This is a genomic window from Arcobacter cryaerophilus gv. crypticus (assembly GCF_002993025.1).
GTDB lineage: Bacteria > Campylobacterota > Campylobacteria > Campylobacterales > Arcobacteraceae > Aliarcobacter > Aliarcobacter cryaerophilus_B.
In genome coordinates, this window is the sequence record NZ_NXGI01000004.1 from 20826 (window position 1) to 46111 (window position 25286).

Annotated in this window: 24 protein-coding genes and 6 tRNA genes; 12 read left to right on the top strand and 18 right to left on the bottom strand. The window is 28.1% G+C overall.

Annotated features, from left to right (window positions below; genetic code table 11):
- Positions 1–23: 23 nt before the first annotated feature.
- From ftsH to CJ670_RS02990, 12 genes are all read right to left on the bottom strand, one after another.
- Complete coding sequence (gene ftsH, locus CJ670_RS02935; protein WP_105938796.1) at positions 24–2063, bottom strand: ATP-dependent zinc metalloprotease FtsH; 2040 nt, start codon at positions 2061–2063, stop codon at positions 24–26.
- 11 nt (positions 2064–2074) lie between these two features.
- The gene (locus CJ670_RS02940; protein WP_105910900.1) at positions 2075–2881 is read right to left on the bottom strand and encodes a 50S ribosomal protein L11 methyltransferase; all 807 of its coding nucleotides are present in this window, start codon (positions 2879–2881) and stop codon (positions 2075–2077) included.
- Positions 2882–2950: 69 nt separating this feature from the next.
- The gene (locus tag CJ670_RS02945; RefSeq protein WP_105938797.1) at positions 2951–3883 is read right to left on the bottom strand and encodes a tRNA dihydrouridine synthase; all 933 of its coding nucleotides are present in this window, start codon (positions 3881–3883) and stop codon (positions 2951–2953) included.
- A 2-nt stretch (positions 3884–3885) separates the two neighbouring features.
- Positions 3886–4896 carry a hypothetical protein gene (locus tag CJ670_RS02950; protein ID WP_105938798.1) on the bottom strand — a complete coding sequence of 337 codons (1011 nt, stop codon included), beginning with the start codon at positions 4894–4896 and terminating at the stop codon, positions 3886–3888.
- A gap of 58 nt (positions 4897–4954) precedes the next feature.
- The gene (locus CJ670_RS02955) at positions 4955–5410 is read right to left on the bottom strand and encodes a 23S rRNA (pseudouridine(1915)-N(3))-methyltransferase RlmH (protein WP_105910897.1); all 456 of its coding nucleotides are present in this window, start codon (positions 5408–5410) and stop codon (positions 4955–4957) included.
- Positions 5400–6011: a thiamine phosphate synthase gene (locus CJ670_RS02960; RefSeq protein ID WP_105938799.1), complete on the bottom strand. Its 612-nt coding sequence runs from the start codon at positions 6009–6011 to the stop codon at positions 5400–5402. The genes CJ670_RS02955 and CJ670_RS02960 overlap by 11 nt, the downstream gene beginning before the upstream one ends.
- Positions 6011–6877, bottom strand: coding sequence for an acetyl-CoA carboxylase, carboxyltransferase subunit beta (gene accD / locus CJ670_RS02965; RefSeq protein ID WP_105938800.1), 867 nt, complete (start codon positions 6875–6877; stop codon positions 6011–6013). The genes CJ670_RS02960 and accD overlap by 1 nt, the downstream gene beginning before the upstream one ends.
- A 46-nt stretch (positions 6878–6923) precedes the next feature.
- Complete coding sequence (gene metK / locus CJ670_RS02970; RefSeq protein WP_165785173.1) at positions 6924–8132, bottom strand: methionine adenosyltransferase; 1209 nt, start codon at positions 8130–8132, stop codon at positions 6924–6926.
- Between the two features lie 159 nt (positions 8133–8291).
- On the bottom strand, positions 8292–8522 hold the full coding sequence (locus CJ670_RS02975; protein WP_105938802.1) for a hypothetical protein: 231 nt from the start codon (positions 8520–8522) through the stop codon (positions 8292–8294).
- Positions 8500–10272, bottom strand: coding sequence for a Na/Pi cotransporter family protein (locus CJ670_RS02980; protein WP_105938803.1), 1773 nt, complete (start codon positions 10270–10272; stop codon positions 8500–8502). Before CJ670_RS02980 ends, CJ670_RS02975 begins: the two co-directional genes overlap by 23 nt.
- Positions 10273–12075 carry a glutamine--fructose-6-phosphate transaminase (isomerizing) gene (glmS, locus tag CJ670_RS02985; protein ID WP_105938804.1) on the bottom strand — a complete coding sequence of 601 codons (1803 nt, stop codon included), beginning with the start codon at positions 12073–12075 and terminating at the stop codon, positions 10273–10275.
- A 51-nt stretch (positions 12076–12126) separates the two neighbouring features.
- Positions 12127–12900, bottom strand: coding sequence for an inositol monophosphatase family protein (locus CJ670_RS02990; protein ID WP_105938805.1), 774 nt, complete (start codon positions 12898–12900; stop codon positions 12127–12129).
- Between the two features lie 63 nt (positions 12901–12963).
- Here CJ670_RS02990 and CJ670_RS02995 point away from each other — a divergent pair, with 63 nt between their 5' ends.
- Complete coding sequence (locus CJ670_RS02995) at positions 12964–13527, top strand: YkgJ family cysteine cluster protein (protein WP_105938806.1); 564 nt, start codon at positions 12964–12966, stop codon at positions 13525–13527.
- A gap of 5 nt (positions 13528–13532) precedes the next feature.
- On the opposite strand, the gene CJ670_RS03000 is transcribed toward CJ670_RS02995, so the two are convergent.
- Positions 13533–15461 carry a methyl-accepting chemotaxis protein gene (locus CJ670_RS03000; protein WP_105938807.1) on the bottom strand — a complete coding sequence of 643 codons (1929 nt, stop codon included), beginning with the start codon at positions 15459–15461 and terminating at the stop codon, positions 13533–13535.
- 304 nt (positions 15462–15765) lie between these two features.
- On the opposite strand from CJ670_RS03000, the gene CJ670_RS03005 reads away from it, so the two are divergent.
- From CJ670_RS03005 to CJ670_RS03035, 7 genes are all read left to right on the top strand, one after another.
- Positions 15766–15842: transfer RNA gene (locus tag CJ670_RS03005), tRNA-Gly, on the top strand.
- Positions 15843–15880: 38 nt separating this feature from the next.
- Positions 15881–15957, top strand: a tRNA-Met gene (locus CJ670_RS03010).
- Between the two features lie 16 nt (positions 15958–15973).
- A tRNA-Met gene (locus CJ670_RS03015) sits at positions 15974–16050 on the top strand.
- Positions 16051–16067: 17 nt separating this feature from the next.
- A tRNA-Thr gene (locus CJ670_RS03020) sits at positions 16068–16144 on the top strand.
- A 24-nt stretch (positions 16145–16168) separates the two neighbouring features.
- Positions 16169–16243: transfer RNA gene (locus CJ670_RS03025), tRNA-Gln, on the top strand.
- Between the two features lie 59 nt (positions 16244–16302).
- Positions 16303–16379, top strand: a tRNA-Met gene (locus CJ670_RS03030).
- Positions 16380–16523: 144 nt separating this feature from the next.
- Positions 16524–16928, top strand: coding sequence for a hypothetical protein (locus tag CJ670_RS03035; protein WP_105910888.1), 405 nt, complete (start codon positions 16524–16526; stop codon positions 16926–16928).
- 50 nt (positions 16929–16978) lie between these two features.
- Here CJ670_RS03035 and CJ670_RS03040 read toward each other — a convergent pair whose 3' ends face one another.
- From CJ670_RS03040 to CJ670_RS03055, 4 genes are read right to left on the bottom strand one after another with little or no spacing between them, the layout of a single operon-like run.
- Positions 16979–18400, bottom strand: a complete 1422-nt coding sequence (locus CJ670_RS03040) for a leucyl aminopeptidase (RefSeq protein WP_105938808.1) — start codon at positions 18398–18400, stop codon at positions 16979–16981.
- Entirely contained in the window at positions 18390–19091 is a 702-nt protein-coding gene (locus tag CJ670_RS03045) for a DedA family protein (RefSeq protein WP_105938809.1), read from the bottom strand. Before CJ670_RS03045 ends, CJ670_RS03040 begins: the two co-directional genes overlap by 11 nt.
- Positions 19092–19099: 8 nt before the next feature.
- Positions 19100–20326 carry a tryptophan synthase subunit beta gene (trpB, locus tag CJ670_RS03050; RefSeq protein WP_105938810.1) on the bottom strand — a complete coding sequence of 409 codons (1227 nt, stop codon included), beginning with the start codon at positions 20324–20326 and terminating at the stop codon, positions 19100–19102.
- Complete coding sequence (locus tag CJ670_RS03055; RefSeq protein ID WP_207761788.1) at positions 20323–20877, bottom strand: adenine phosphoribosyltransferase; 555 nt, start codon at positions 20875–20877, stop codon at positions 20323–20325. The genes trpB and CJ670_RS03055 overlap by 4 nt, the downstream gene beginning before the upstream one ends.
- A gap of 50 nt (positions 20878–20927) precedes the next feature.
- On the opposite strand from CJ670_RS03055, the gene CJ670_RS03060 reads away from it, so the two are divergent.
- Positions 20928–21767 (top strand): DNA ligase, encoded by an 840-nt coding sequence (locus tag CJ670_RS03060; protein ID WP_105938811.1) that lies wholly within the window; start codon positions 20928–20930, stop codon positions 21765–21767.
- A 3-nt stretch (positions 21768–21770) separates the two neighbouring features.
- Here CJ670_RS03060 and CJ670_RS10805 read toward each other — a convergent pair whose 3' ends face one another.
- On the bottom strand, positions 21771–21938 hold the full coding sequence (locus CJ670_RS10805) for a hypothetical protein (protein ID WP_165785171.1): 168 nt from the start codon (positions 21936–21938) through the stop codon (positions 21771–21773).
- Positions 21939–22055: 117 nt separating this feature from the next.
- On the opposite strand from CJ670_RS10805, the gene CJ670_RS03065 reads away from it, so the two are divergent.
- The 3 genes from CJ670_RS03065 to CJ670_RS03075 are packed head-to-tail and all read left to right on the top strand — an operon-like array spanning position 22056 to position 25277.
- The gene (locus tag CJ670_RS03065) at positions 22056–23207 is read left to right on the top strand and encodes a trans-sulfuration enzyme family protein (RefSeq protein WP_105938812.1); all 1152 of its coding nucleotides are present in this window, start codon (positions 22056–22058) and stop codon (positions 23205–23207) included.
- Positions 23204–24703 carry a PLP-dependent transferase gene (locus tag CJ670_RS03070; protein WP_228154189.1) on the top strand — a complete coding sequence of 500 codons (1500 nt, stop codon included), beginning with the start codon at positions 23204–23206 and terminating at the stop codon, positions 24701–24703. The genes CJ670_RS03065 and CJ670_RS03070 overlap by 4 nt, the downstream gene beginning before the upstream one ends.
- Before the next feature lie 13 nt (positions 24704–24716).
- Complete coding sequence (locus CJ670_RS03075; RefSeq protein WP_105938813.1) at positions 24717–25277, top strand: GNAT family N-acetyltransferase; 561 nt, start codon at positions 24717–24719, stop codon at positions 25275–25277.
- Positions 25278–25286: the final 9 nt, after the last annotated feature.

Genomic DNA, 25286 nt, shown 5'->3' on the forward strand with positions numbered 1-25286 from the left:
AGATATTTTTTTTACACAAGAGATTATTGCTCTTCTTTTTTATTCTCCTGTTTTTCTTCATTTTTTTCAGTATCAGATTCTTTAGTTTGAATACCTTCTTTTACATCAGTTTTATCCAAACTATCACTGTGCAAATCGTCTCCTTCAAAAACTATTCCACCATTCTCTTTGATAATCTCTCTTACTCTTTCTCCTGTAATTACCTCTATTTCAAGTAATTCAGAAGTCATTTGCTCAATTGCATCTTTATTATCTCTTAAAGATTGAAGAACTATTTTATATCTTTCATTTAAACTGTTTTTAACATGATCATCTAAATCTTTTGCCATAGCATCAGAGAAATCTTTTTGAGTTTGCCCACCTAAAAATTGATTTGTTCTTCTTTCTAGTACCATAAGTCCAGCAATATCACTCATACCATAAATAGTTGCCATAGATTTTATAATATTTGTAGCTCTTTCCAAGTCATTTCCAGCACCTGTACTAATCTCACCAATAAATACCTCTTCAGCAGCACGACCTCCTAAAAGAACATCGACTTCAGCTATTAGCTCATGTTTTTGCATTAAATATTTATTCTCTTCAGGAGTATTAAGTGTATACCCAAGTGCAGCTAAACCTCTTGGAACAATTGATACTTTATTTACTTTTTTAGCACCTTTTGTAATTTCAGCTATCAAAGCATGACCACTTTCATGGTAAGCAACGATACGTCTTTCTTTTGGAGATATTCTTTTAGATTTTTTCTCTAAACCTGCAATTTGTCTCTCTACAGCTTCTTTAAAATCACTAGCTTGTACTTCATCTTTGTTTGCTCGTCCAGCTAGAAGAGCTGCTTCATTTATAATATTTGCTAAATCAGCCCCAGCAAGACCTGCTGTCATCTTAGCAACTTCTTTTAAATCTACATCTTTAGCTACTTTTACATCTTTAATATGTACATTTAAAATCTCAACTCTTCCTTCATAATCAGGTTTATCAACTAAAACTTGTCTATCAAATCTTCCTGGTCTTAAAAGAGCTGGATCTAAAACTTCAGGTCTATTTGTAGCTGCTAACACAATTACTGGTGCTGTTTCAGTAGAGAATCCATCCATTTCTGCTAAAAGCTGATTTAAAGTCTGTTCTCTCTCATCATTTCCACCCATAGGACCACCGCTTGCTCTACTTTTACCAATAGCATCAATCTCATCAATAAAAATAATTGCAGGTGCAACTTTTTTTGCTTGCTCAAACAAATCTCGAACCCTAGAAGCTCCAACTCCAACAAACATCTCAATAAATGCAGATCCAGAAACAGATAAAAATGGAACATCAGCCTCTCCAGCAACAGCTTTTGCTAAAAGAGTTTTTCCAGTTCCTGGAGGACCTACAAGTAATACACCTTTTGGAATTTGAGCACCAAGTCTTACATATCTATCTGGTGATTTTAAGAAATCTACAACTTCTCTAACCTCTTCTTTAGCCTCTTTATTTCCAGCCATATCATCAAATTTTACATTTGGTTTTTCAGAATTTATCATCTTTTTAGATGAACCAATTCCTAAAATTCCACCGCTTCCACCACCCATAGATTTTTGCATTCTTTTAACCAAAAACATCCAAATAGCAAAAAATAAGAATATTGGTAAAACCCAACCAAAAAGAATATCAGATAAAACATTCTCTTCACTTATTCCACCATAAGAAATACCACTTTTTTCTAGCTCAAGAACCAATGTTTCATCTGGAACAACTCTTCTTGCAGTATAAGTAATTCTTTGAGCTCCATCATTTTTACCAACAGCCCTAATTTGTGTATTTCCAATACCAACATACTCGATTGTTCCACTTGAAATAAGTTTTTTTAACTCAGAATATGTAACTGTTTTGTTTACATTACTTCCATAAGCTTGAATATTTGAGTTTGTAGCATTTGTTTCACTATCAGGAAAAATTGCTTTAAATGCAAAAATTGTTACAAGCGAAAATGCAACAAAAATCAAAAGCGGATTATTGTTAAAAAAATTATTGTTGTTGTTTTGATTATTGTTTGGATTGTTATTTTGTTGTTTATTTATCATTTATCTTCCTCTTATTTTTTAAATACCATCGTTACCCACTCATTTTTGTGAATAATTTTTAGCTCTTTTAAACTAGAAAATTTACTTAAAACTCTCTTTTCATGCTTATCTAAAATACCAGAAACTATTATAACTCCACCATCTTTTGTAGAATTTATCAAATCATCTGAAATCATAACAAGAACATCTGCAATAATATTTGCTAGAACTACATCATATTTTTCTTTGGCAAAATTTACAGAACCAATCCAAGAGTTATTTATCTTTTGATTGTTTAAAATAAAATTTGATTGTGTACTCTCTATACAAATTTCATCTGTATCACAAACATCAACAACGGCACCTTTTTTTGCTGCTGCAATTGCTAAAATACCACTTCCTGTTCCAACATCTAGCAAACTATCATCTTTTTTTACAAACTCATCTATTGCTAATAAACAAGAAGAAGTAGTTTCATGATGTCCTGAACCAAAAGCAAGTGCTGGATCTATCAAAATATCAATTTTACCCTCTTTTGCTTCACTCCAAGATGGTCTTACATAAAAACTTCCAACTTCAACAGCTTGTATAGAGTCTTGATATTTTTTTATCCAATCAATACTCTCTTTTTTCTCACATTTAATATAACATTTCGTATCTAATGCTTTTGCAAATTTCTCAAGTGGTTCCTTGAAATCTTCAAGGCTCTCTTCACTTCTAATAATTATTTCACCATCATTTTCTTCAATTGCATCATCTGTAAGTGATAAAATTAGATTTAAAAACAGCTCATAATTATCTTCTGGTTTTATTAGTAATTCAAAATACTCTTTTGACAAATAAAAATTCCTTTATATTTTTTTAAAAACTCAATATTCTACCTAAATAACTTTTTAATCAAATTAAATCTAAAAAAAGCTCTCTATTAAATCTCTCATTATATTTTTGTCACTAATTTGATTTACTAAATCTCTAAACTCATTCGCTCCAGTATAACCTTTTGAATAAGCATGTAATAATTTTCTAAAAATTATAGCTCCATAATCACCGTGAAACTCAAGCATTTTGTCATAGTGTTCTAAAATAATCTCTTTTTTTATAGAATTATCAATATCTTCAAGCTCATGTTTTAATTGATAAAAAACCCAAGGTTTACCAATAGCACCTCGACCTATCATCACACCATCAGCTTTTGTGTACTCTAAAACCTCTTTTGCTTTTTTATAATCTTTTATATCACCATTTGCAATAACAGGAATTGAAATAGCCTCTTTCATCTGTTTAATTGCATCATAATCTACAGGGGCTTTATATTTTCCAGCTCTTGTTCTTCCATGAACTGATACAAAATCAACTCCACAAGCTTCAACCGCTTTTCCAATTTCAACTGGAATTTTCTCATTTACACCAAGTCTTACTTTTGCACTTGTGTACTCTTTTTTTGAGTATTTTTTGATAGTACTTAAAATCTCTTCAAGCTTTTTTAAATCACCTAAAAGATTAGAACCTGAACCATGAGAGAATACTTTAGGAGCAGGACAACCACAGTTTAAATCAATACCATCAATTCCTTCAACATCATTTAATATTTCAACTGCTTCTCTTACAAGTTGAGCACTATTTCCAGCAATTTGTACAAAATATGGATCTTCTGTTGGAGACTTTTCTATCATTTTAAGTGTTCTTGCACTTTTATAAACCAAAGCATTTGAGCTTATCATCTCTGAAATTGTAAGATCAGCTCCAAATTTTTTAACAACACTTCTAAAAGGTAAATCTGTATAACCAGCAAGTGGAGCAAGCACAACTAGTGGCTTGCTAAAATCAAGTTTTTTTTTCATTTTTATTTATACGACAAGCTTTCTAAACTATAATGTTTTCCAGCATCTTTTAGTTCAATTAGTGCTTTAAAAGGTGCAAAATCAGTATCTTGTGTATTTGCTAAATTTTCTCTTAGTTTATCTTTCATCTCAAATTCGCTCAAAATATATAAATATGCAGTTGTAGCTTCTTCTTGTTCTTGTGAAATTTTTTCAAAAAGTTCTATTAAAACATCTGGATTTAAAATATTTTTATACTTTTTAGCAAGCTGAATATAATCATCTTTTGAAAGTTTTATATTTTTAACAAGTTCTAAAATCTCACTATTTTCAAATCCAAATTCACTATTTTCAATATTTTTTTCTAAAAGTTTAATTGTAAGCTCTTTATCAAGATTTACATTTTTGTAAATCTTTTTAATTGTTGTCATGCTTTTTTCACTTAAAGATTTCAAAAATGCTACTTTTACAATATCACTATCATACTTTTCAGCTTTTTTTACAATATCAACAGCAAAATCAACTTGTGAATTTATTTTATTGATTAAGTTCTGTTTTCCAAAAGATGATTTTTCATCAACTTTTAGATTTTTATCAACATAAATACCATTGTTAACATTTTGTATAGCAGCAACAGTTTTATTTAAATCTTCATTTGTAGAGCTAAATATCTCTTTTGGAACTTCAAGATTTAATTGAGTTAAAATATTTGCCAACTCTTTTTGTTTTTTTGTTCTAAAACCAATTTTATTCTCTTTGTTTAATAGCTTTAATTTGATTAATTCAACCATATTATCCAAATCGCTATCTACTAATCTAAGTTTAAAATAGTTAACAAGCCCGTAGAAAATAATGTGAATATAAGTTAAAAGACTTAAAAAAATTATAGGTAAAACAAACCAAACAGATACAGGCAATGTTTTAGTAAAACCAAACAAACTAAGAGTATATTCTCCAAACTCTAAACTATGAACAAAACCGAACAATACGATTATTAACAGTATTGTTGAAATTATATAACTTTTAAGACCCATCTTCTTTTTTCCTTTTTGAAGAGTTAATTGTGTTTTATTATACAAAAAAGTTTATAAATTACTTATGATATGGATGATTATTTATAATACTTAAAGATCTAAATATCTGTTCTGATAATATTAAAGTAGCAATTTTGTGTGCAAATGTAAGATTACTTAGAGAAATTACACTATCACAAAGAGATAAAAACTCATTTTCAAAACCAAAAGCTCCACCAATAAAGAAGTTTATTTCATTTTTATCTTCTAAAAGCTTAGAAAAAGCAAAACTATCTACACTTTTACCCAAAACATCAAGAGCTATGTTATATCCTTTTAAATATGGTAAATAACTTTTTGTATATATCTTTTTTGATTCACTCTCTCCGATAGTTTGTGCTTTTGCTATATCTTTATTAAATATATAAAAGATTTCAACTTTTGAATATTTACTAGACATTTTTATAAACTCTTTTATAAGTTTATCAAAATCATCGTTACTTGGTTTTACTATTGAGTAAATATTAATTTTCATTTAAAATAGCACTTCCAACACAGTTGAATTTTGTATTTTTGATAATATCATCAACTTTTACTCCACCAATTGCACAAACAGGATGTTTAGATATTTTTGCCAAATATTGCAGTTTTTCACCCAAAATATTTGAAATATCTTTTGTATTTGTAGCTTTATAAGCCCCTAAACCTATCATATCAAGATCAAAGCTATTTGCTTCAAGAATTTCTAATTCATTGTGAGTTGAAAGTCCTAAAAGTTTATTTTTTAGCTTTTTTCTTAAAAATTTTATAGCTAAATTTTTATATTGATGTATTTTTAATACATCATCTTGACCTACATGCAAACCATCTGCATAATCGATTAACTCTATTTTATCATTTATAATAATGGGAATATTTAGATTTTGTCTAAGAAAAATAAGATTTTGTTTTTGTATCTCTAAAGATGAAATTTTATCTCTATATTGTAGAAGTTTTACATCATATTTTTTCAAAATTTCTAAAAAAATTTCAAGAGTTATATTTTTTTTTAAAAGAGTTTCGTAATCACACAAAACATAAAGATAGTTAAAAGCTTCAAGATTAAATCCCAAAGCTTTTTCTAAATTTGAAGGCATTAGCTAATTTTTTCTTGTCCAAAAATAGTTAATAAATCAGTAAGAGTTTTTTTCATCTCTCTTCTATTTACAACCATATCAAGTGAGCCTTTTTCTAGTAAAAATTCAGCTCTTTGGAAACCTTCAGGAAGATCAGTTCCAATAGTTTGTTTAATTACTCTTTGTCCAGCAAAACCTATTAAAGCACCTGGTTCTGCAATAATAATATCTCCTAAAAAAGCAAAAGAAGCAGAAACACCACCCATTGTAGGGTCTGTTAATATAGAGATATATGGAAGTTTATGAGCATCAAGTTTTTTCAAAGCTGCAGATGTTTTTGCCATTTGCATCAAAGAAAAAGTTGATTCTTGCATTCTTGCACCACCTGATGCTGATACAATTATAACTGCTTGTTTTTTCTCTATAGCTCTATTTACGGCTCTTACTATTTTTTCACCCTCAACACTACCTAAGCTTCCACCCATAAATGCAAAATCAAAAACTACAAGTTGAACTCCAATTGAATTAATTGTACACTCACCACTAATAACACTTGAAACTCTTCCAGTTTTAAGAAATCCATCTTCAACTCTTTTTTTATAAGAGAGTTTATCTACAAACTTCAAAGGGTCATTTGGTTTTAAATTTGTATCAAACTCTACAAAGCTATTTTCATCTGCAAGGATTTCTACTCTTCTTTTTGCCCCTATTCTCATATGGAATTCACATTTGGGACAAACATTATCTTGATTTTCAACCTCTTTGAAAAACATCAAAGAGCTACAACTAGGACATTTTATCCAGTGACTTGGAGCATCTTTTTTTGTAGCTTGCTCTTTATTTTTGTTATCAAATGAAATTTTGCTAAATAGATTTTTTAAATCCACTACCTTTTCTCCTTTTTTTCTAAAGCAATATTATAGTTAAATCTAACTAAATATTTTTAAATTTATCCAATTCATCTAGTTTTTCCCATGGATAATCAGGTTGTCCAACTTGACCACGAGCAGCAACATCTGCATAAAGGAAAGTTGTAGCACTTGGTTTATCTAAGTTAAATTTTTCTGTAATCCATCTTGGAGTTAAAGGAAAATTTTCCATTACAAATGCTGATAAAACATCATCATTATGTTTTGTGTATGTTCCCATTGTATCAACAGCAACTGAAGTTGGACGTGCAACACCAATAGCATAAGATATTTGTACAATTGCTTTTTTTGCAAGTCCTGAAGCAACTATATGTTTTGCAATCCATCGTGCTGCATAAAGTCCACTTCTATCAACTTTTGTATAATCTTTTGAACTTTGAGCTCCACCACCAATTGGTGCATATCCACCAAAACTATCAACAATCAATTTTCTTCCTGTTAATCCACTATCGTGTAAAGATGAGTGATTTACATATCTTCCTGTTGGATTAATATGAATAATTGTGCTATTTTTATCATAAAGCTTACTTGGAAGTCCAGAATTATCAATTAATTCTTGAATTATAGTTCTTACTTCTTCTATTTTCATTCCTTCAACACAAGGTGCTGAAACTACAATTGTATGAATTTTTTGAGGAAGTCCATTTTCAAAATTCTCTTTTGTTACATAATCAACTGTAACTTGAGTTTTAATATCAACACCAAACTTATCATTATTTTTTAAAGCATAATTATATACTGTATCACAAAGTCTTCTAGCATATACTATGGCTGCGGGCATAAATTCAGCTGCTTCATTTGAAGCAAATCCAAACATAATACCTTGATCTCCAGCTCCAATTTCTCCAGTTGTTTGATCAACTCCTTGAGAAATATCAGGACTTTGTTGGTTTAATAAAACTTGAACTTGTATATCATCTGGATGAAGTGCTTGCTCTTTTGTAAAGGCACTTTTACCATCGTATCCAATTTTTGCTAATGCATCTTTTACTATTTTTTCATAATCACTTTGTGATAACTTGGCATTTGATTTAACTTCACCACCAATAACAACATGCTTTCCAGCAACAAACACTTCACTTGCAACTCTACTATTACTATCTTCAATAATAAGTCTATCAACTATACTATCAGCAATAATATCAGCACATTTATCAGGGTGTCCAGGGCTTACAACTTCACTTGTAAATAAGTATTGTGATTTTTTTTCCATTTTGTTTTCCATCCTTTGTTTTCCACAAGCTTTGCTTGCATTGTTTTCCATCTTTTGTTTTCCATTTAGTTTTTTTTATAAAAATTAAATTAAAATTTAAAGAGTTCGATTTGCTTTAAAAGCAAAAAGTTTTGTATTCTAGCTAAAGATTTCTTTTATTTACTTTTTTTGCTTTAGTTGTTTTCTAAAATTTTTAAGCATAATTCTTTCATCTTTTAGCTTTAATTTTTCCTCTTCATCTTTTTCATCTCTTATTTTTTTATCAAGTTTTAAAATCTTATCTTCTATTTTATCTCTTAATTTTTCAATCTTTCTTTTCTTAATATCTTCATTGTTTTGTATTAAAAATAGATAATTCTTTGCTTTTTCAAGAATTTTTGCTAGCTTCATAATCTTCTCCCAACTCTTTTATACTTAAATCCTGAATCCATAAAACTTTTGATACACTTATTAAACGACTAATTATTAAATTAGCATGATAACTATCATTTAAAAGACTTGTTGCCATTTTTTTATCAATTCTTTTCTCTCTAATTAATATATCTATTCTTCTAGTTGCAATTACATCTAAACCTTTTAAATACTCTTTTAAAAGCTCTGATTTTGCTAAAACATCTATATCATCTTTACTATTTTTCATCTCGTTTATCGTATTTATAGTCTTTGCAATCGCTTCTCGTATAAAGTTGTACTCATCTTTTATATAGTCATTATTACTTGAGATATATTTTTTTATATTTTTTTGAAGCTCTTTTGTATTTTTTACAGATTCAGCTATATCTCTGCAAGCATTTCTTAAATCATTCAAATATAGTTTTTTTTCATCATCAAGTTCACTTATAAAATATGTAGAGTAATCTATAATATCACTATATAAAGACTTAATTCTGCTTTCATAAAACTCATCTATATTTAAATCTATAATATCCGATGACTCTTTTACAACTTTAGAAATATTACTTTTTCCAATATATCTGTGTCTATGAAGCATAATTGCATGACTTAAAACTTCACTTGCATTGTCATATAAATGAATAGTCTCTTTTCTTGTAGCTCTTAATGCTGCATTTGGTACTGCAACAACTTCCATATCAAGAAATTTTGGTTTAGAAATATAACTCTCTTTCTCTTCAACAAATAGTTTTTTAAGAAAAATTACTAATCTTGGAATAAAAAATGAGAAAAATATAAGACCAACCAAATTAAATAAAGTATGAAAAACAGCCAATTTCATAGCCCAATCATCACTTTTTATTCCCAAATATTGTGATATATAATCAACAAAATCAATCATAAGATATAAAGATGCTAAAGTAATTACAGCAGTTATTCCTTTAAATATAAATAATCCAACTGCCATTCTTTTGCTATTTGCATTTGAAACCATAGCTCCTAAAGCTGCAGTTGTTGCTGTTCCTATATTTGCTCCAACAGCAATTGCCATAGCATTTATATATATGATTTGACCTGTTACTAAAGCTGTTACAGTTAGTGCCATTGTTGCACTACTTGATTGAATAATAACTGTTGCAAGAGCTCCAACAATTGTATATATTATAATTCCAGCATATCCATCAATTGCAAATTGAGCTAAATCTATTCCTTGTTTTAAATCTTCAAATCCATCTTTCATATATCCAATACCCAAAAAGACAAAGCCAAGACCTAAAAGAATATTTCCAACACCTTGAAAATTTCTATTTTTATAAAATCTAAAAATTACACCAAAAATTATCATAGGAAGAGCAAAAGCTGCTATATCAATCTTAACTCCAAGAGTTGAGACAATCCAAGTTGTAGCAGTTGTTCCAACTGCTGATCCAAATACAACTCCTAGAGCACCTGCAAGAGATATTATTTTTGCGGATAAAAATGAAATTACAATAATTGCAATTAAAGATGAACTTTGCAAAATTGCGGTTGCAGTTATTCCCAAAAAGATAGATTTTGAGTTTGTATTTGTGCTATTAGCGATTAGTTTTTCTAAAATTCCACCACTAAAAAATTTAAACCCATCCTCCATAAATTGCATACCAATTATAAAAACGGCAACTCCAGCAACTATATACTTAGAATCTTCATTTATATAAAGTAAATACGCTAAGAAGATTAAAAGTATGTAGGAGAGATATTTTTTCATCTACTCAACTGTTACTGATTTTGCAAGGTTTCTTGGCATATCTACATCATTTTTAAGTCTTATTGATATCTCCATAGATAAAATTTGAAGAGCTACTAACATCTCAAAAAATTCAAGCATATAGTGATCACACTTATTTATTTTTATAAAATCATCTGCAAGTTCAAAATCAGCAGAAGATATTGCACAAATTGTACTGTCCCTTGCACTTAACTCTTCAACATTTGATTTAATTTTATCATACAACATATTTTTTGGCATAAGTGCAATAGTAAAAAGTTCTGGATCTGCAAGAGCAATTGGTCCATGTTTCATCTCACCAGCTGGATAACCCTCAGCATGTAAATATGAAATCTCTTTAAGCTTTAAAGCACCCTCAAGTGCCAAAGGATAAAATACATCTCTTCCAATAAAGAAAAATCCATGCCCATGTAAATATCTTTTTGATAATCTTTTTGCTTTTTCATGAATATTTTCATGAACTTTTAAAGCTTTTGGAACTTCTCTTAAAGTATTAACCTCATTTTCAAGCTTATCTTTTGATATTGTTTTTTTAATTTGCGCAAAATATAGACTTAACATCCATAAAACAGTAGTTTGAGTAGAGAATGCTTTAGTTGATGCAACTCCTTTTTCAATTCCAGCACGTGTTAGAATTGTAAAATCTGCAACTCTTGTCATAGAAGAGTTATCAACATTACAAATTACCAAAGTTCTAAGACCTGCATTTTTTGCCATTTTTAAAGCTTCTAAAGTATCTGCTGTTTCTCCACTTTGAGAAATTACAACAAATAGTGTATCTTTTGTCAATAGTGGCTCTTTATATCTAAACTCACTTGCAACTTCAATACTACATTTTATTTTTGATAATCTTTCAAATAAATACGAAGATGTAAGACCTGCATGATACGAAGTTCCACATGCACAAATTTTAATCTCATTTATTCCATCTAATATTTTTGAATCTATTTCATCAAAATTTATCTCACTATCTTTTACACGACCAAGCATACAATCACTTACAACAACACTTTGCTCATAAATCTCTTTTTCCATAAAGTATCTAAAACCATCTTTTTGAGCAAACTGTTTTGATGTTGGAAGTTTTGACCAAACAATATTTTTACTAAAAAATTCAATCCCATCTCTAGAAGCAACTCCACCAATTTTATCATCAAGATATACAACATCACTTGCAAGTCCAATAAGTGCTGAATCTGAAGATGCAAAAAGTACTTCATCTTTTTCTATACCATGCCCTACAATCATAGGACTTCCAAGTTTATAGAAAAATATTTTTTCTGGCTCTTTTTTTGTAATTAACAAAATAGCATAAGCCCCTTCAAGTCTTTTTATAGTCTCTTGAAATGCTTTTTTTGCATCATTTAATTTATTGTTGTAGTGCTCAAAAAGATGCACTATAACCTCTGTATCTGTTTGAGAAACAAAGTTATGTCCCAAAGATGTTAACTCATCTTTTAGTTCTTTATAATTTTCAATTATTCCATTGTGAACAACATAAGAGTATTCACCTAAGTGTGGATGAGCATTTACTTCTGTTGGTTTTCCATGAGTTGCCCATCTTGTATGTCCAATTCCTAGATTATATCTATCTTTATTGCTTTCATTAACTTTTTCTTCAAGATTTACAAGCTTTCCAACTGCTTTGAATACATCGATTTCATTTCCATTTAAAACAGCAATTCCAGCACTATCATAACCTCTATATTCAAGTTCTTTTAAACCATCTAATAAAATCTTTGTTGTATCGTATTTTCCTATGTAACCAACTATTCCACACATAAAAAGTCCTTAAATATCATTTTAAAAATATAAGATTTTATCAAAAGCAAACTAAATATCTAGTTTGCTTAATAATTTATCATGAATTTTACTATTTGTTGCAACTATATATTTATCTTTAAACATATCAAAAGTTGTACCTCTAATATTTGTAATTCTTCCACCAGCTTCACTTAAAATTATAATTCCAGCACTAACATCCCAAGGTTTTAAATTCATCTCATAATACCCCTCATAAACACCTCGTGCTACTAAACAAAGATCAATAGAAGCACTTCCAAGTCTTCTTAAATCTTGACACTCTGGCAAAATATTCTCAATCTTTTTTATCACATCTTTTAAATCTTTTGTATTTTCACCACTACTATATGGAAAACCTGTAGCTAGAAGTGATTTTTGTAAATCATTTTGTAAACTTACTTTTATTTTTTTACCATTTAAAAATGCACCTTTTTTGTGTTTTGCAAAATATAACTCATCCAAAATAGGATTATATACAACTCCAATATATGGCTTTTTATCTTTATAAACTCCAACTGAAATAGCAGTATGAGGTACACCATTTACAAAGTTTGTTGTACCATCTATGGGATCAATTATTATTGAATTTCCAAACTCTACCAAACTATTATCTGACTCTTCAGCTATAAGATTAAACTCTTTGAAATATTTAGAAAACTCTTTTTTTAAATAATTTTCAACTGCCAAATCATATTTTGTAACTAAATCTTTTTTTGCTTTAAAATTTACATCTTTATTTGAATAGTAACCTTTTTTTAAAATTTTTCCAGCTTTTTTTATAATTTGAATAAGTTTTTTTTGCATAATTTTCCTTAAATTTTTTACTATTTTATCTAATTCTTTTAAAATGTATGTAAAATTGCACATATGAAAAACTTTGTAAAACTTGAAAACAAAAATATTAAATTTGGAGATTGTAAAAATTGTGCTGCTCATTGTTGTAGTGGAGTTTTTGGTTCTATTTTTTCACAAATTCTAAAAGAGGAGTTTGAAGATGTTTATGAAAACTTTCCTATTTTATTTATTTTTGGCTCTTTAGGTTTTGTAAAACCTGTAATTTTACTATCAAATGGTTTTGATTTTTGTCCACACCTAAAAAATTTTAAATGTACAATTTATGAAAATAGACCAAAAGTGTGTAGAACTTATCCTTTAAGTCCAAATATAGATAATTTTATCTATATTGACAACTCATGTCCTGAATTAAACAAAGCAGATAATATCTTAAACCTTGAAGATGAAATATTTGAAAATTATCAAGAGAAATATATGAATACTCATTTTGAGTTTGAAAAATTAAAAAAAGAAGATTTTGAAAAAATTTTATCTATAAAAGGAGTTGATTTTTATAAATTTATTGGAGAGCAAAAATCTAAGTATTTAGATTTTCATAAACTCTCAATTAAACTATTAGAAAACTTAAAAATATAAAAAAACTATTTATCTTTAAATCTCTTATTATTTACATCTTCAATAATAAGTTTTGAAATACTGTTTGTAGATATTGCAATATCTTTTGTTTGTGATGTTACATTTGCATTTTGTTGTGTTTTTTGATCCAAAATGGCAACTGCATTGTTTATCTGCTCTATTCCTAAAAGTTGTTCTTTACTTGAATTTTCAAACTCTTTTATAAGGTCTATTGTCTGCATAATATCGCTATTTAATTCACTATAACCATTTATCATACTATTTGCAATATGTTTTCCTTCATCTGCCTTTTGTGTTGCAATCTGAACTATATTTTTTATCTCATTTGCTGCTTGAGAACTTCTAGTTGCAAGATTTCTAACCTCACCAGCAACAACTGCAAACCCTTTTCCTGCTTCTCCAGCCGTTGCAGCTTCAACTGCAGCATTTAGGCTTAAAATATTTGTTTGAAAAGCTATTTGGTCTATTACACTTATTGCCTCATTTATAGATGAAATTTTAGTATTTATCTCTTCCATAGATAAAACAGTCTGATTTGCTAATTTTTCTCCATTTTTTGCTCTAGAAGTTACGCTTGAAGCTATACTTGTCATTTTCTCTACATTTTGAGTACTACTTCTTAAATTTGAAGTCATCTCTTCTAAAGAAGCAGCTGTTTCTTCAAGATTTGCAGCTGTACTAGTTGAACTTTCATTTAGTTTTTCAACATTACTTAAAAGTATATTTGAACTATTTGATAAAGTTTCTCCATTATTTTTATTTTCAATCAACATTTTTGTTATTGAATCTCCCAAAATATTAACACCATTTGCAAGTTGTAATATATGATTTGAAATTTTTGTTGTATCAACTCTATTTACATAATCATATTTACTATATTCATCTATTACTTTTAAAACATTCACAATATTTTTTTCTAATTCCTGCGCCATTTGATTCATAACAGATTTTAATTTTGATAGATTAATATCATCAACTTCTATATTTAATCTTTGAGATAAATCTCCTTTTTGGAATTTTTCTAAAATATCTATTGTAGTTTCAATAAACAAATTATTATCGTCTATTTCTTTTCTAGCAATCTCAATATTTTTATCAAGAATTTTTGACATATGACCTATTTCATCTTTTGAGTAATTTTTTATAGCTTGAACTTCATTACTTTCATTATTTAAGTATTTAAAAAATGACTCTAAAGTTGTTTGAAATATATTTAGTGGTTTTAAAATAATTTTATTTATAGATGGAACAATTATAGAAATTAAAACAATATTTAATAAAACTGTAACAAAAATAGCTATCCAAAAAAGTGTATTTATATCTTTGTTCATCTCTTCTTGTAATTCATTTATATCTTTTTGAATAGTATCTGCATATATTCCAGTTACTAAAATCCAGTTAAATTCTGGAATAAAAATAGATGAAGCCATTTTTAATACAACTTCTTTTGTTGATGGATTTTCATAATGATAAGTTATGTATTTTTTATCTTTTGAAAATTTAATTAAATCTTCTCTAAAAGCATACCCTTTTGCATCTGGAGCTTTTATATTTGTTTTTATATTGTTTAGCTTTGGATTTGCTGGATGAAAAGCAAAATAATAATCATCACCTCTTTGTTCATAAGCAAAAAAATATCCACTCTTATCATCTAAATATCTAACACCTGTTAAAAGTTCTATAACTTTTTGTTTTGCTAAATCTATATTTTGTTCTTTATCAATAATTGTTTTTATAAGTGTTTGAGCAACTTCAAATTGATGTTGGATTAATGACTCTTTCTCTTTTGTAATAGTAGTTTCAAATTTTTTTAATGTATTATTTAAAGTATTTTGTGTTTTTTCAAAGTTAATTCCTGAAAGAACAAAGATTCCTATAGTAAAAGGTACAATTGTTATTAGAAGTAGTTTTATTTTTAGTGAATTGATATTCATTATTATCCCTTTTTTTGTAACGAACATACATTTTATAAAATAAACTTTAAAGATAGATTAATTAATCTAATATTTATTATAAGAAATACATATTTATCTATATTTACCCATTTTAGCTATTAAAAACAAATATTAACTATATTTTTTATAAATTACTAATTCAAATTAAGTGTTTATTAATATTTAATCTATTATAGTTCCACTCCAATTTAAGAAATGTTTTGATTAATAATATACATTTTAAAATATTAAGTTTGTTTTAATTATTTTAAAGTATAATTTCAATCCTTTTTTAAGAGGTTATGCGGGAGTAGCTCAGTTGGCTAGAGCTTCTGCCTTCCAAGCAGACTGTCGCGAGTTCGAGTCTCGTCTCCCGCTCCACTAATTTGTTTAGTGTGTTCTTTATTATTTTTATTTACCGCGGAATAGAGCAGCACGGTAGCTCGTCGGGCTCATAACCCGAAGGTCACAGGTTCAAATCCTGTTTCCGCAACCAATTATTTAATTTATAGGTCAAAGTAGCTCAGCTGGCTAGAGCGCTGGTCTCATAAGCCGGAGGTCGAGAGTTCAAGTCTCTCTTTTGACACCATTATATAAATAAAAAGTGCTGGTGTAGCTCAGTTGGCTAGAGCAGCTGATTTGTAATCAGCAGGTCGGGGGTTCGACTCCCTTCACCAGCTCCACTTTTATTTTATTTACAGTCCTTCTGGGGTATCGCCAAGCGGTAAGGCAACGGTTTTTGGTACCGTCACTCGAAGGTTCGAATCCTTCTACCCCATCCACTAAAATAATTTTTTATATTAATTTTATAAAATTTTAATTTATGAATCTTTTTTATTATCGCGGAATAGAGCAGCACGGTAGCTCGTCGGGCTCATAACCCGAAGGTCACAGGTTCAAATCCTGTTTCCGCAACCAACTTTTATTATCTCATTTTTATAACAATCTATTTATTTATAAACTCAAATATAATTTTTTCTATTTTTTTAATAAATTTTAAAATATAAGTTACCTATTTTCAATATATTATAGTAAAATTTTAAAATTCAAAAAAGGAGATTTATGTTAAATAAAAGATTTATTATTTCATTTTTAACAATTTGTTTATTAAGTTCATATATTTATGCAAAGCAAGTTGATGATGAAAAAGGAAATAAAAAAAGAGACCATAAAGATAATAATAGTTATCAAAAAAATAAAGATTATAATGATAAAAAAATAAAATATGAAAAACAAAAAGATATTCCTCATGGTTTACAAAAAAAAGTAAACAATGGAGGAACTCTTCCTCCTGGTTGGCAGAAAAAAATAGAAAAAGGACAATTTGCTAATAGCGATATTTTGAGTAATGGAAGAATTGTTACAAGTAAATATCCAAGAATAAAAAATACTGAAGTTTATGAAGTTGAAAATAAAGTTTTTAGAATTTATAAAGATACAAGAGAGATTTTAGATATATTAAAATAGTAAAAGTTGGTATATTTTATACCAACTTTAGTTTGATTTATTTAAAATTACTATTTTGTTAAATCTTTTATAAATTGAACAGCCATTCGAACACCAGTTCCGCTTGCTCCATGAGGATTATATCCCCAAGCTTTTTCAACAAACGCAGGTCCTGCTATATCAAAATGTATCCATTTATTTTTATTTTCTTCATAAATAAAGTTATCCAAAAACATTCCAGCTGTTATTGCTCCACCATATCTTGTGTTTGAGATATTACAAATGTCCGCTATCTCAGATTTAATACATTTTTTTAAATATCTATTAAAATCAAGTTTTGTAGCATACTCTCCAGAGCTTTGTGCAGAAAGTAATGCTTGATGTTTAAGCTCTTCATTATTTCCCATAATTCCTGTTGTATATTCACCAAGTCCAACAACACAAGCACCTGTAAGTGTTGCAAAATCTAAAATATAATCTATATCTTTAATCTCATCTTGTGCATAACATAAACAATCAGCAAGAACTAGTCTTCCTTCAGCATCTGTGTTTCGCACCTCAATTGTTTTTCCATTTTTCGCTCTTAAAATATCATCTGGTTTATAAGCATTTCCACCAATCATATTTTCAACTGCACCAATAATAGCATGCACTTCAATAGGTAATTTTAATTTTGCAATAACTTTTATAGTATTTAAAACAGCAACCGCTCCTGATTTATCAGCTTTCATAGTAACCATAAAATCAGCTGGTTTTAAAGATAATCCACCACTATCATAAGTCAAACCTTTTCCTACAAGTACAACTTTTTTAATTGCTTTTTTAGGTTTATATTTAATATGTATTAGTTGTGATTCATGAATTGAAGCTCTTCCAACACTGTGCATTGACATCATTTTTTGTTTTTCTAAATCTTTTTCACCTAAAACTTCACAATCAAGTTCAAACTCTTTTGCAATACTTTGTGCCTCTTTTACAAAACTTTTTGGTGTAAAATCAGCGGGTGCAGTATTTACCATATCTCTTGCACTATTTACAGCTTCACAAATAGTTTGTGACTCTTTTAAAATAGAAATTAATTCAGAATCTTTATCTTCAACTACAAAAGTTAACTCTTGTTTTTTGCTCTCTTTTTCACTCTTATAATTATTAAATGAATATGAACCTAAAATTGCACCTTCGACTAAAGCTTTAAAGTTATTTTTTAAAATACTATTTAATAATAAATTTACACTCTTATATTTTGTTGAGTTAAATCTCTTAATTGCAGTTGCCATAGCAATTGCTAAACTATCGTATGAAAAATCTTCAAAAGAAACATATATTTTTTTACTTTGTGCTAGTAAAACTGCTGTTTCATCTTTTACTTTAAATTCAAGATTTTCTAAAATCTCTTTATCTTGCTCATTTTCTATTTCATTTAGATTATTTATTAAAATAATCTCTAAATCAAACTCTTTATTTTTTGATATTTCTACAATATTAATCTTCATGCATTACCCTTTTTTCAATTTTTTTTGTTGCCTTATTAAAATAATATACAATTCCTCCACCAAAAATAGCTGCTATTGGAATTGCTAAATACCAGTGCTCTTTTGCCCAATGAAGTACAACCATAATCTCATTTCCAAAATACCAAACAGGAACAATTGTAATAGCAGCCCAACACCAAGCACTTATTAAATTTATAAATGCAAATTTTTTAGCATCATATCTTGTAAGTCCTATAGAAATTGGAATAATTGTTCTCATTCCATACATATATCTTTGAGTAAAAATTATTGGCCAACCATGTTTTTTTAAAAGTAAATGAGCAAAGGCAAACTTTCTTCTTTGTCCTCTTAATCTTTTTAAAACACCTTCTTTGTTAAATCTACCAATATAAAAATATACCTGATCACCAGCAAATCCACCAAGACCTGCAACAAAAATAGCTAAAAATAGGTTCATAGAGCCATCATGGGTCATAAGTCCAGCCATAATTAGCCCCATCTCACCCTCTAACATACTCCATACAAAAAGTATCACATATCCATATTGTTTGAGTAAATATATAAATTTTTCTTCAAATCCATCAACAGGAGCATTGTATAGATTATAAAAAAGAAAAGACAAAAATGTTATTAATACTACTGCAAAAATCTTTCCTGTATATGGCTGAATTTTCCTAAAAAGTTCTCTCATTTTTATCCTTAGTCGAAGTTTAATAAGCTTTTTGCCTGTATCATGTCTTTATCACCTCGACCAGATAGACAAATTATTACTAATTTATTTTTTAATTTTTCTTTTGCTTTTTTCAAATATGCAATTGCATGAGCTGATTCAAATGCTGGAATGATTCCCTCTTTTTGACTCAGCCAAACAAAAGCATCAAGAGCTTCTTTATCAGTTATATTGTCATAAATTACTGTTTTATTATCTTTATGAAAACTATGTTCTGGTCCAACTCCTGGATAATCAAGCCCTGCACTAATACTATGAGCTTCTAAAACTTGTCCATCTTCATCTTGAAGTAAATATGAACACTGTCCATGTAAAATACCAGGAGTTCCCAAAGCTAAACAAGAACCATGATTAGGTGTATCAAGTCCAAGTCCACCAGCTTCTATTCCAACACAAGTAACTTCACTATCTTCTAAAAAGTGTGAAAACATACCAATAGAGTTAGATCCACCACCAATACAAGCAACTACATAATCAGGAAGTCTATTCTCTTTTTCTAAAATTTGTTTTCTTGACTCATAACCAATAACAGCTTGAAAATCCCGCACCATCATAGGATATGGATGAGGACCTGCAACTGTTCCAATTATATAAAAAGTATCTCTTGCATTTGTTACCCAATATCTAATTGCTTCATTCATAGCATCTTTTAAAGTTTTACTTCCACTTTCAACCGCAATTACTTTTGCACCTAAAAGTTTCATTCTAAATACATTTAACTCTTGTCTTTCAACATCTTTAGCACCCATAAAAACAGTACATTCTAAACCCATAAGTGCTGCAATTGTAGCAGTTGCAACACCGTGTTGCCCTGCTCCTGTTTCGGCTATTACTTTTGTTTTTCCCATTTTTTTTGCTAATAAACCTTGAGCTATTACATTATTAACTTTATGAGCACCTGTATGATTTAAATCTTCTCTTTTTAAATAGATTTTTGCACCAATTTCATCACTTATGTTTTTTGCAAAATATAGTGGATTTTCACGTCCAACATAATCTTTTAAGTAGTAATTTACCTCAGCCCAAAACTCTTTATCAAATCTATATTTACTATAAGTAGCTTCAAGTTCTTTTAAAATAGGCATCAATGTTTCAGGAACATATTGTCCACCAAAAATTCCAAACTCACCACCAACACCAAATTCACCATTTGAATTTGGATCAAATTTACTTTTTTTTGGAATATAGTTACTCATATTTCTAGCACCGCATACACAGGAGTTTTTTCTTCTAACTTTGCTTTTCCAGGCAAGATAGAGAAATTTAAAATAAAACAAGCCTCAACTAAAGAAGCATCTAATTTTTCTATTAAATTAGCTGCTGCTATTGCTGTTCCACCACTTACAACCAAATCATCTATTAAAAGAACTCTTGGATTTTTTATATCTCTAAAAGCATCAAAATGAACTTCAACCTCATCAAAACCATACTCAAGTTCATACTTCTCACATAAAGTTGTACTTGGAAGTTTCCCTTTTTTTCTTATTGGTACAAATCCAATTTTAAGTCTTGAAGCAAGTGCCGCTCCAAATAAAAATCCTCTTGCTTCAATTGCTGCTATAAAATCTAAATTATATTTTTTATATCTATCTTCAAGATGGCTCATAAGTAGCTCAAATGCATCTTTATTATTTAAAAGTGTTGTAATATCTTTAAAGCTAATACCATGTTTTGGAAAATCCTCAACTGTTCTTATAGAGTCTATTAAAACCTTTTTTTCGTAATCTGTTAAAATCTCTTTACTCAAAGTTTTCCCTTTTATATTCAAAGTACAATTATTTTAGCTAAAATAAAATTATGATACAGTTTAAAATCAAACTATTTAAGAATTTTATAAAAGTTTTGTTAACACTCTTTCTTTTTATAAATTTTGCTTTTGCTTTAAATTTACAAAAACCTTCAAATTATAAAGATTCTATTGATGTTTCAAATTGGTATATGAGTGAAAAACTAGATGGTATTAGAGCATATTGGGATGGAAAAGAGTTATTTACAAAAAACAGAAATAAAATATTTGCTCCCTCTTGGTTTACAAAAGATTTTCCACCATTTCCTCTTGATGGTGAGTTATGGACAAAAAGAGGTGATTTTGAAAATATTCAAAGCATAGTTTTAAGCCAACAAGAGTCAAAAAATTGGGAAAAAATAACTTACAATATTTTTGAAATTCCAAATGCAAATGGAAATTTTAAAAATAGATTAGATTTTTTACAAAGCTATTTAGATACAAATCCAAGTATATATATAAAAATTATTCCTCAAATAGTTTGTAAAGATCAAAATCACTTAAATAGATTTTTACAAGAACTTTTAAAAAATGGTTCAGAAGGAGTGATTATAAAAAATCCAAATTTATCTTATGAAACTGGAAGAACGAATAACTCTTTAAAAGTAAAAGAGTTTCTTGATGATGAAGGGAAAGTTATTGGACATAATTTTAATAAAGATGGTTCATTTAAAAGTTTAAAAATAGAATTAAAAAATAAAACTGTATTTAATTTAGGTGGTGGATTTAAAAAAGAAGATAGATTAAATCCACCAAAAATCGGGCAGTTTGTAACTTTCAAATATTATGGTTTAACAAAAAATGCTAAACCAAAATTTGCTTCATTTTTAAGAGTTAGAGAAATTGAATAGCATTTAATCCTCGGTTGCTTCGTGAATTGATTTTTTTACATCTTTTACAACTTCAGTTGTTGTCTCTTTTGTAGCTTTCCAAGCTGTTTTGCTATCTTGTTTTACTCCACTCCAAGTTGCACAAGCTTGAAAAAATATTATAAATATTAATAATAATATACTTTTAAGCATCTCTTATCCTTTTATATAAATAAACTTTCAAATAAATTTATAGCAAAATTTTGTATCAAATAAGATTAAATTTATTTGGGTACAATTTCCCAAAAATTAGCCAATTTAAGGATTTTTATGAATAAAAGTTTAGAAACTATGCTTTGCCATTTAAAAGATTTTGCACCTTTTAAAGAGCCTACAAACTCTTCACACTTTCCAATATACAACACAGCAACTTTTGATTTAAAAAACCAAAATGGCGATAAGATATATGATTATACAAGAAGCGATAATCCTACAAGAGCTACACTTGAAAACTTTTTTGCTTTTGCTGAAAATGGTTCTGGAGCTGTTTGTACTCACACAGGAATAGCAGCTGTTTCACTTCTTTTTGAAACTGTTTTAAAAGCAAATTCATCTATTTTAGTTGAAGCTGATTGTTATGGTGGAACATTTAGACTTTTAAAACTATTTAAAGAAAAATATAATATTGATGTAAACTTTACAGATTTTACAGATTTAAATATGCTTGAACATATTTTAAAAACAAATAATATAGATTTAGTTTTATGTGAAAGTCCTACAAATCCAGGCTTAAAAATAATAGATTTAAAAGAGATATCAAAGCTTTGCAAAACACACAACTCACTTTTTGCGGTTGATAACTCACTTGCAACTTTTATTAGTCAAAAACCTCTTGATTTAGGAGCTGATTTTTCACTTTTTTCTACAACTAAATTTATAAGTGGTCACGGAAGCGTAATTGCTGGTGCTATTGTTGCAAAAACTAAAGAGGACTCAGACAAACTTCACTACTACTCAAATGCCTTAGGAAGAAATCAAAATCCTCTTGATGTTCATCTAATATCACTTGGAATTAGTAGCCTAAAAGTTAGAATGAAAGCAAGCGAAAAATTAGCAAAAAAATTTGCTAAATGGCTTGAAAAACAAGATTTTATAGAAAAAGTTACATTTCCAGCACTTAAATCACATCCGCAAAGAGCTTTAGCAAAAAAACAGATGAAGATAATTCCTAGTGTTTTTTGTGCTGATTTTAAAAGTGTAGAACTAGCAGAAAAATTCATAGAAAATGCAAAAATATTTGGAGAAAAATGCTCTTTTGGAAGTGCTGATAGTAGAGTTGAAATACCTTCTAAAATATCTCATGCATCTTTTTCAAAAGAGGAATTAAAAGCAATTGGAATATCTGATAGTACAGTACGATTTTCTATTGGTTTTGAAGATTTAAAAGATTTAAAAGAGGATTTATTAGAAGCTATAAAATGATAAAAGAGTCTATTTTTAAACCAATCTCTTGTGGTGAGACTTTACCAGTAAATAATATTCATGCAGTTTCTACATCTATGCCAACACTTCAAGATGTAATTGATTATGAGGAACAAACACCGCAGATTTTAGAAAAAATAACAGTTGCATATCCTAGATTTATAGTTCATCCTTATCTTAAAAAACTTGCAATTTATTTAAAATCAAAATATAAAGTTAGTGATAAATATGAACTTATACTTCTTAGTAGTAAAAAGGCAGTAAAAGTTGTAAGTTCTAGATTTTATATAAATAATCCAATAGATATTGATGAAGATTTTGGTGTAATTATGGTTTTAAAAGGAAGACAGTACCAAAAAGTTTTAAAATTTATTCAACATGTTGGGTACAATTTATCTTCAAGATTAGCAGAAGATTATCTATATAATCTAGAAATTATTTCAAATATTCATCAAGAAGAGCTTGCAGATGAAACAAAAGCAAAAAATATTCTAATTTCAACTTTATCAAATGCCTATAATCAACCTCAGAAAAACATATCTTTAACTCCTTCAGGAATGAATGCAATGTATTGTGTTTTAAAAGGAATTAAAAATATTCAAGCAAAAAATGGAAGAACTATTTTAGTTCAACTAGGATGGCTCTATCTTGATACTATGAATATTGTAAATCACTATTTTGAAGAGAGTAAAATATTTTATGATGTTACAAATCTTGATAACTTTGAAAATTTTTTAAAAAAAAATGGATTAAAAGTTTCAGCAATCGTTACAGAAATTCCTACAAATCCACTTGTGCAAACAGTTGATTTAAAAAAACTGAAAACTCTTTGTAAATTTTATAATATTCCTTTGGTTATAGACTCTACTTTTGCAACACCATATAATCTTAATTTAAACTCTTATGCTGATATTTATGTTGAATCATTGACAAAATTTGCTTGTGGAAATGCAGATGTTTTAATGGGTGCAATTATTTTAAATAAAAACTCAAAAATCTCACATATTTCACAAGAGTTTTTTAAACACTGTGATGAACCATATATAAAAGATATTCAAAGATTGGCTTTAGAAATACAAGATTATAAAAATAGAGTTAAAAAAATATCTTCAAATACAAAAAAGTTAGTCGAATATTTTCAAAAATCATCTTATATAGATGAAATTTTTTACTGTTTAAGTCCAAAATATAAAGAGAATTATGAAAAACTTATGATTGATGAAAATAGTCTATGTGGAATAATATCAATCACCTTTAAAAAAGATTTCCAAAAAGTTTATGATAGTTTAAACTTTCCAAAAGGTCCAAGCCTTGGAACTGAATTTACACTTCTTATGCCCTATACATATTTAGCACACTATGATTTAATAGTAAGTAAAGAGGGTAAAGAGTTTTTAGAAAAAATAAATCTTCCTATAAATCTTCTTAGAATATCTGTTGGGGTTGAAAATATAGAAGATATTATTGAAGAGTTTGAAAAAATAAATAATATTTAGGTTTAAAAAATAGATGATAAAACAAGCGAATAAAAATAATATAGAAAATATTTCAACACTTATTTACGATGCAATTCACGATATTGCAAATACTTTAACAGGTGAAAATGAAGAAAAAAAAATACTTGAAACTTTAGATTTGTATGCAAAAATGGATATAAATAGATTGAGTTACAAAAATATTTGGGTTTATGAGCTAGATAATCAAAATATTGCCTTAATAATTGCCTATAATTCAAATGATGTAGAAAAACTAGATAATCCAATACTCAAGCACTTAAAAACAAAAAATATTTTTTTAGACTCTTTTGAAAAAGAGTGCTTTAAAGATGAGTTTTATATAGATACAATTAGTGTTCTAAAAGATTTTCAAGGTAATGGAATAGCAAAAGAGTTATTTAGTTTTATTGAAAATAAAGCAAAAAAGCTAGGATTTAAAAAACTTTCACTTTTGGTTGATTTTGAAAATAAAAAAGCATTGGCTTTATATGAAAAATTAGGCTTTGAAAAAAATGAGATACTTAAAGTTTCAGGAAGCAACTTTTATCATATGATAAAAAAATTAAATTTATAAAAGGAAAAA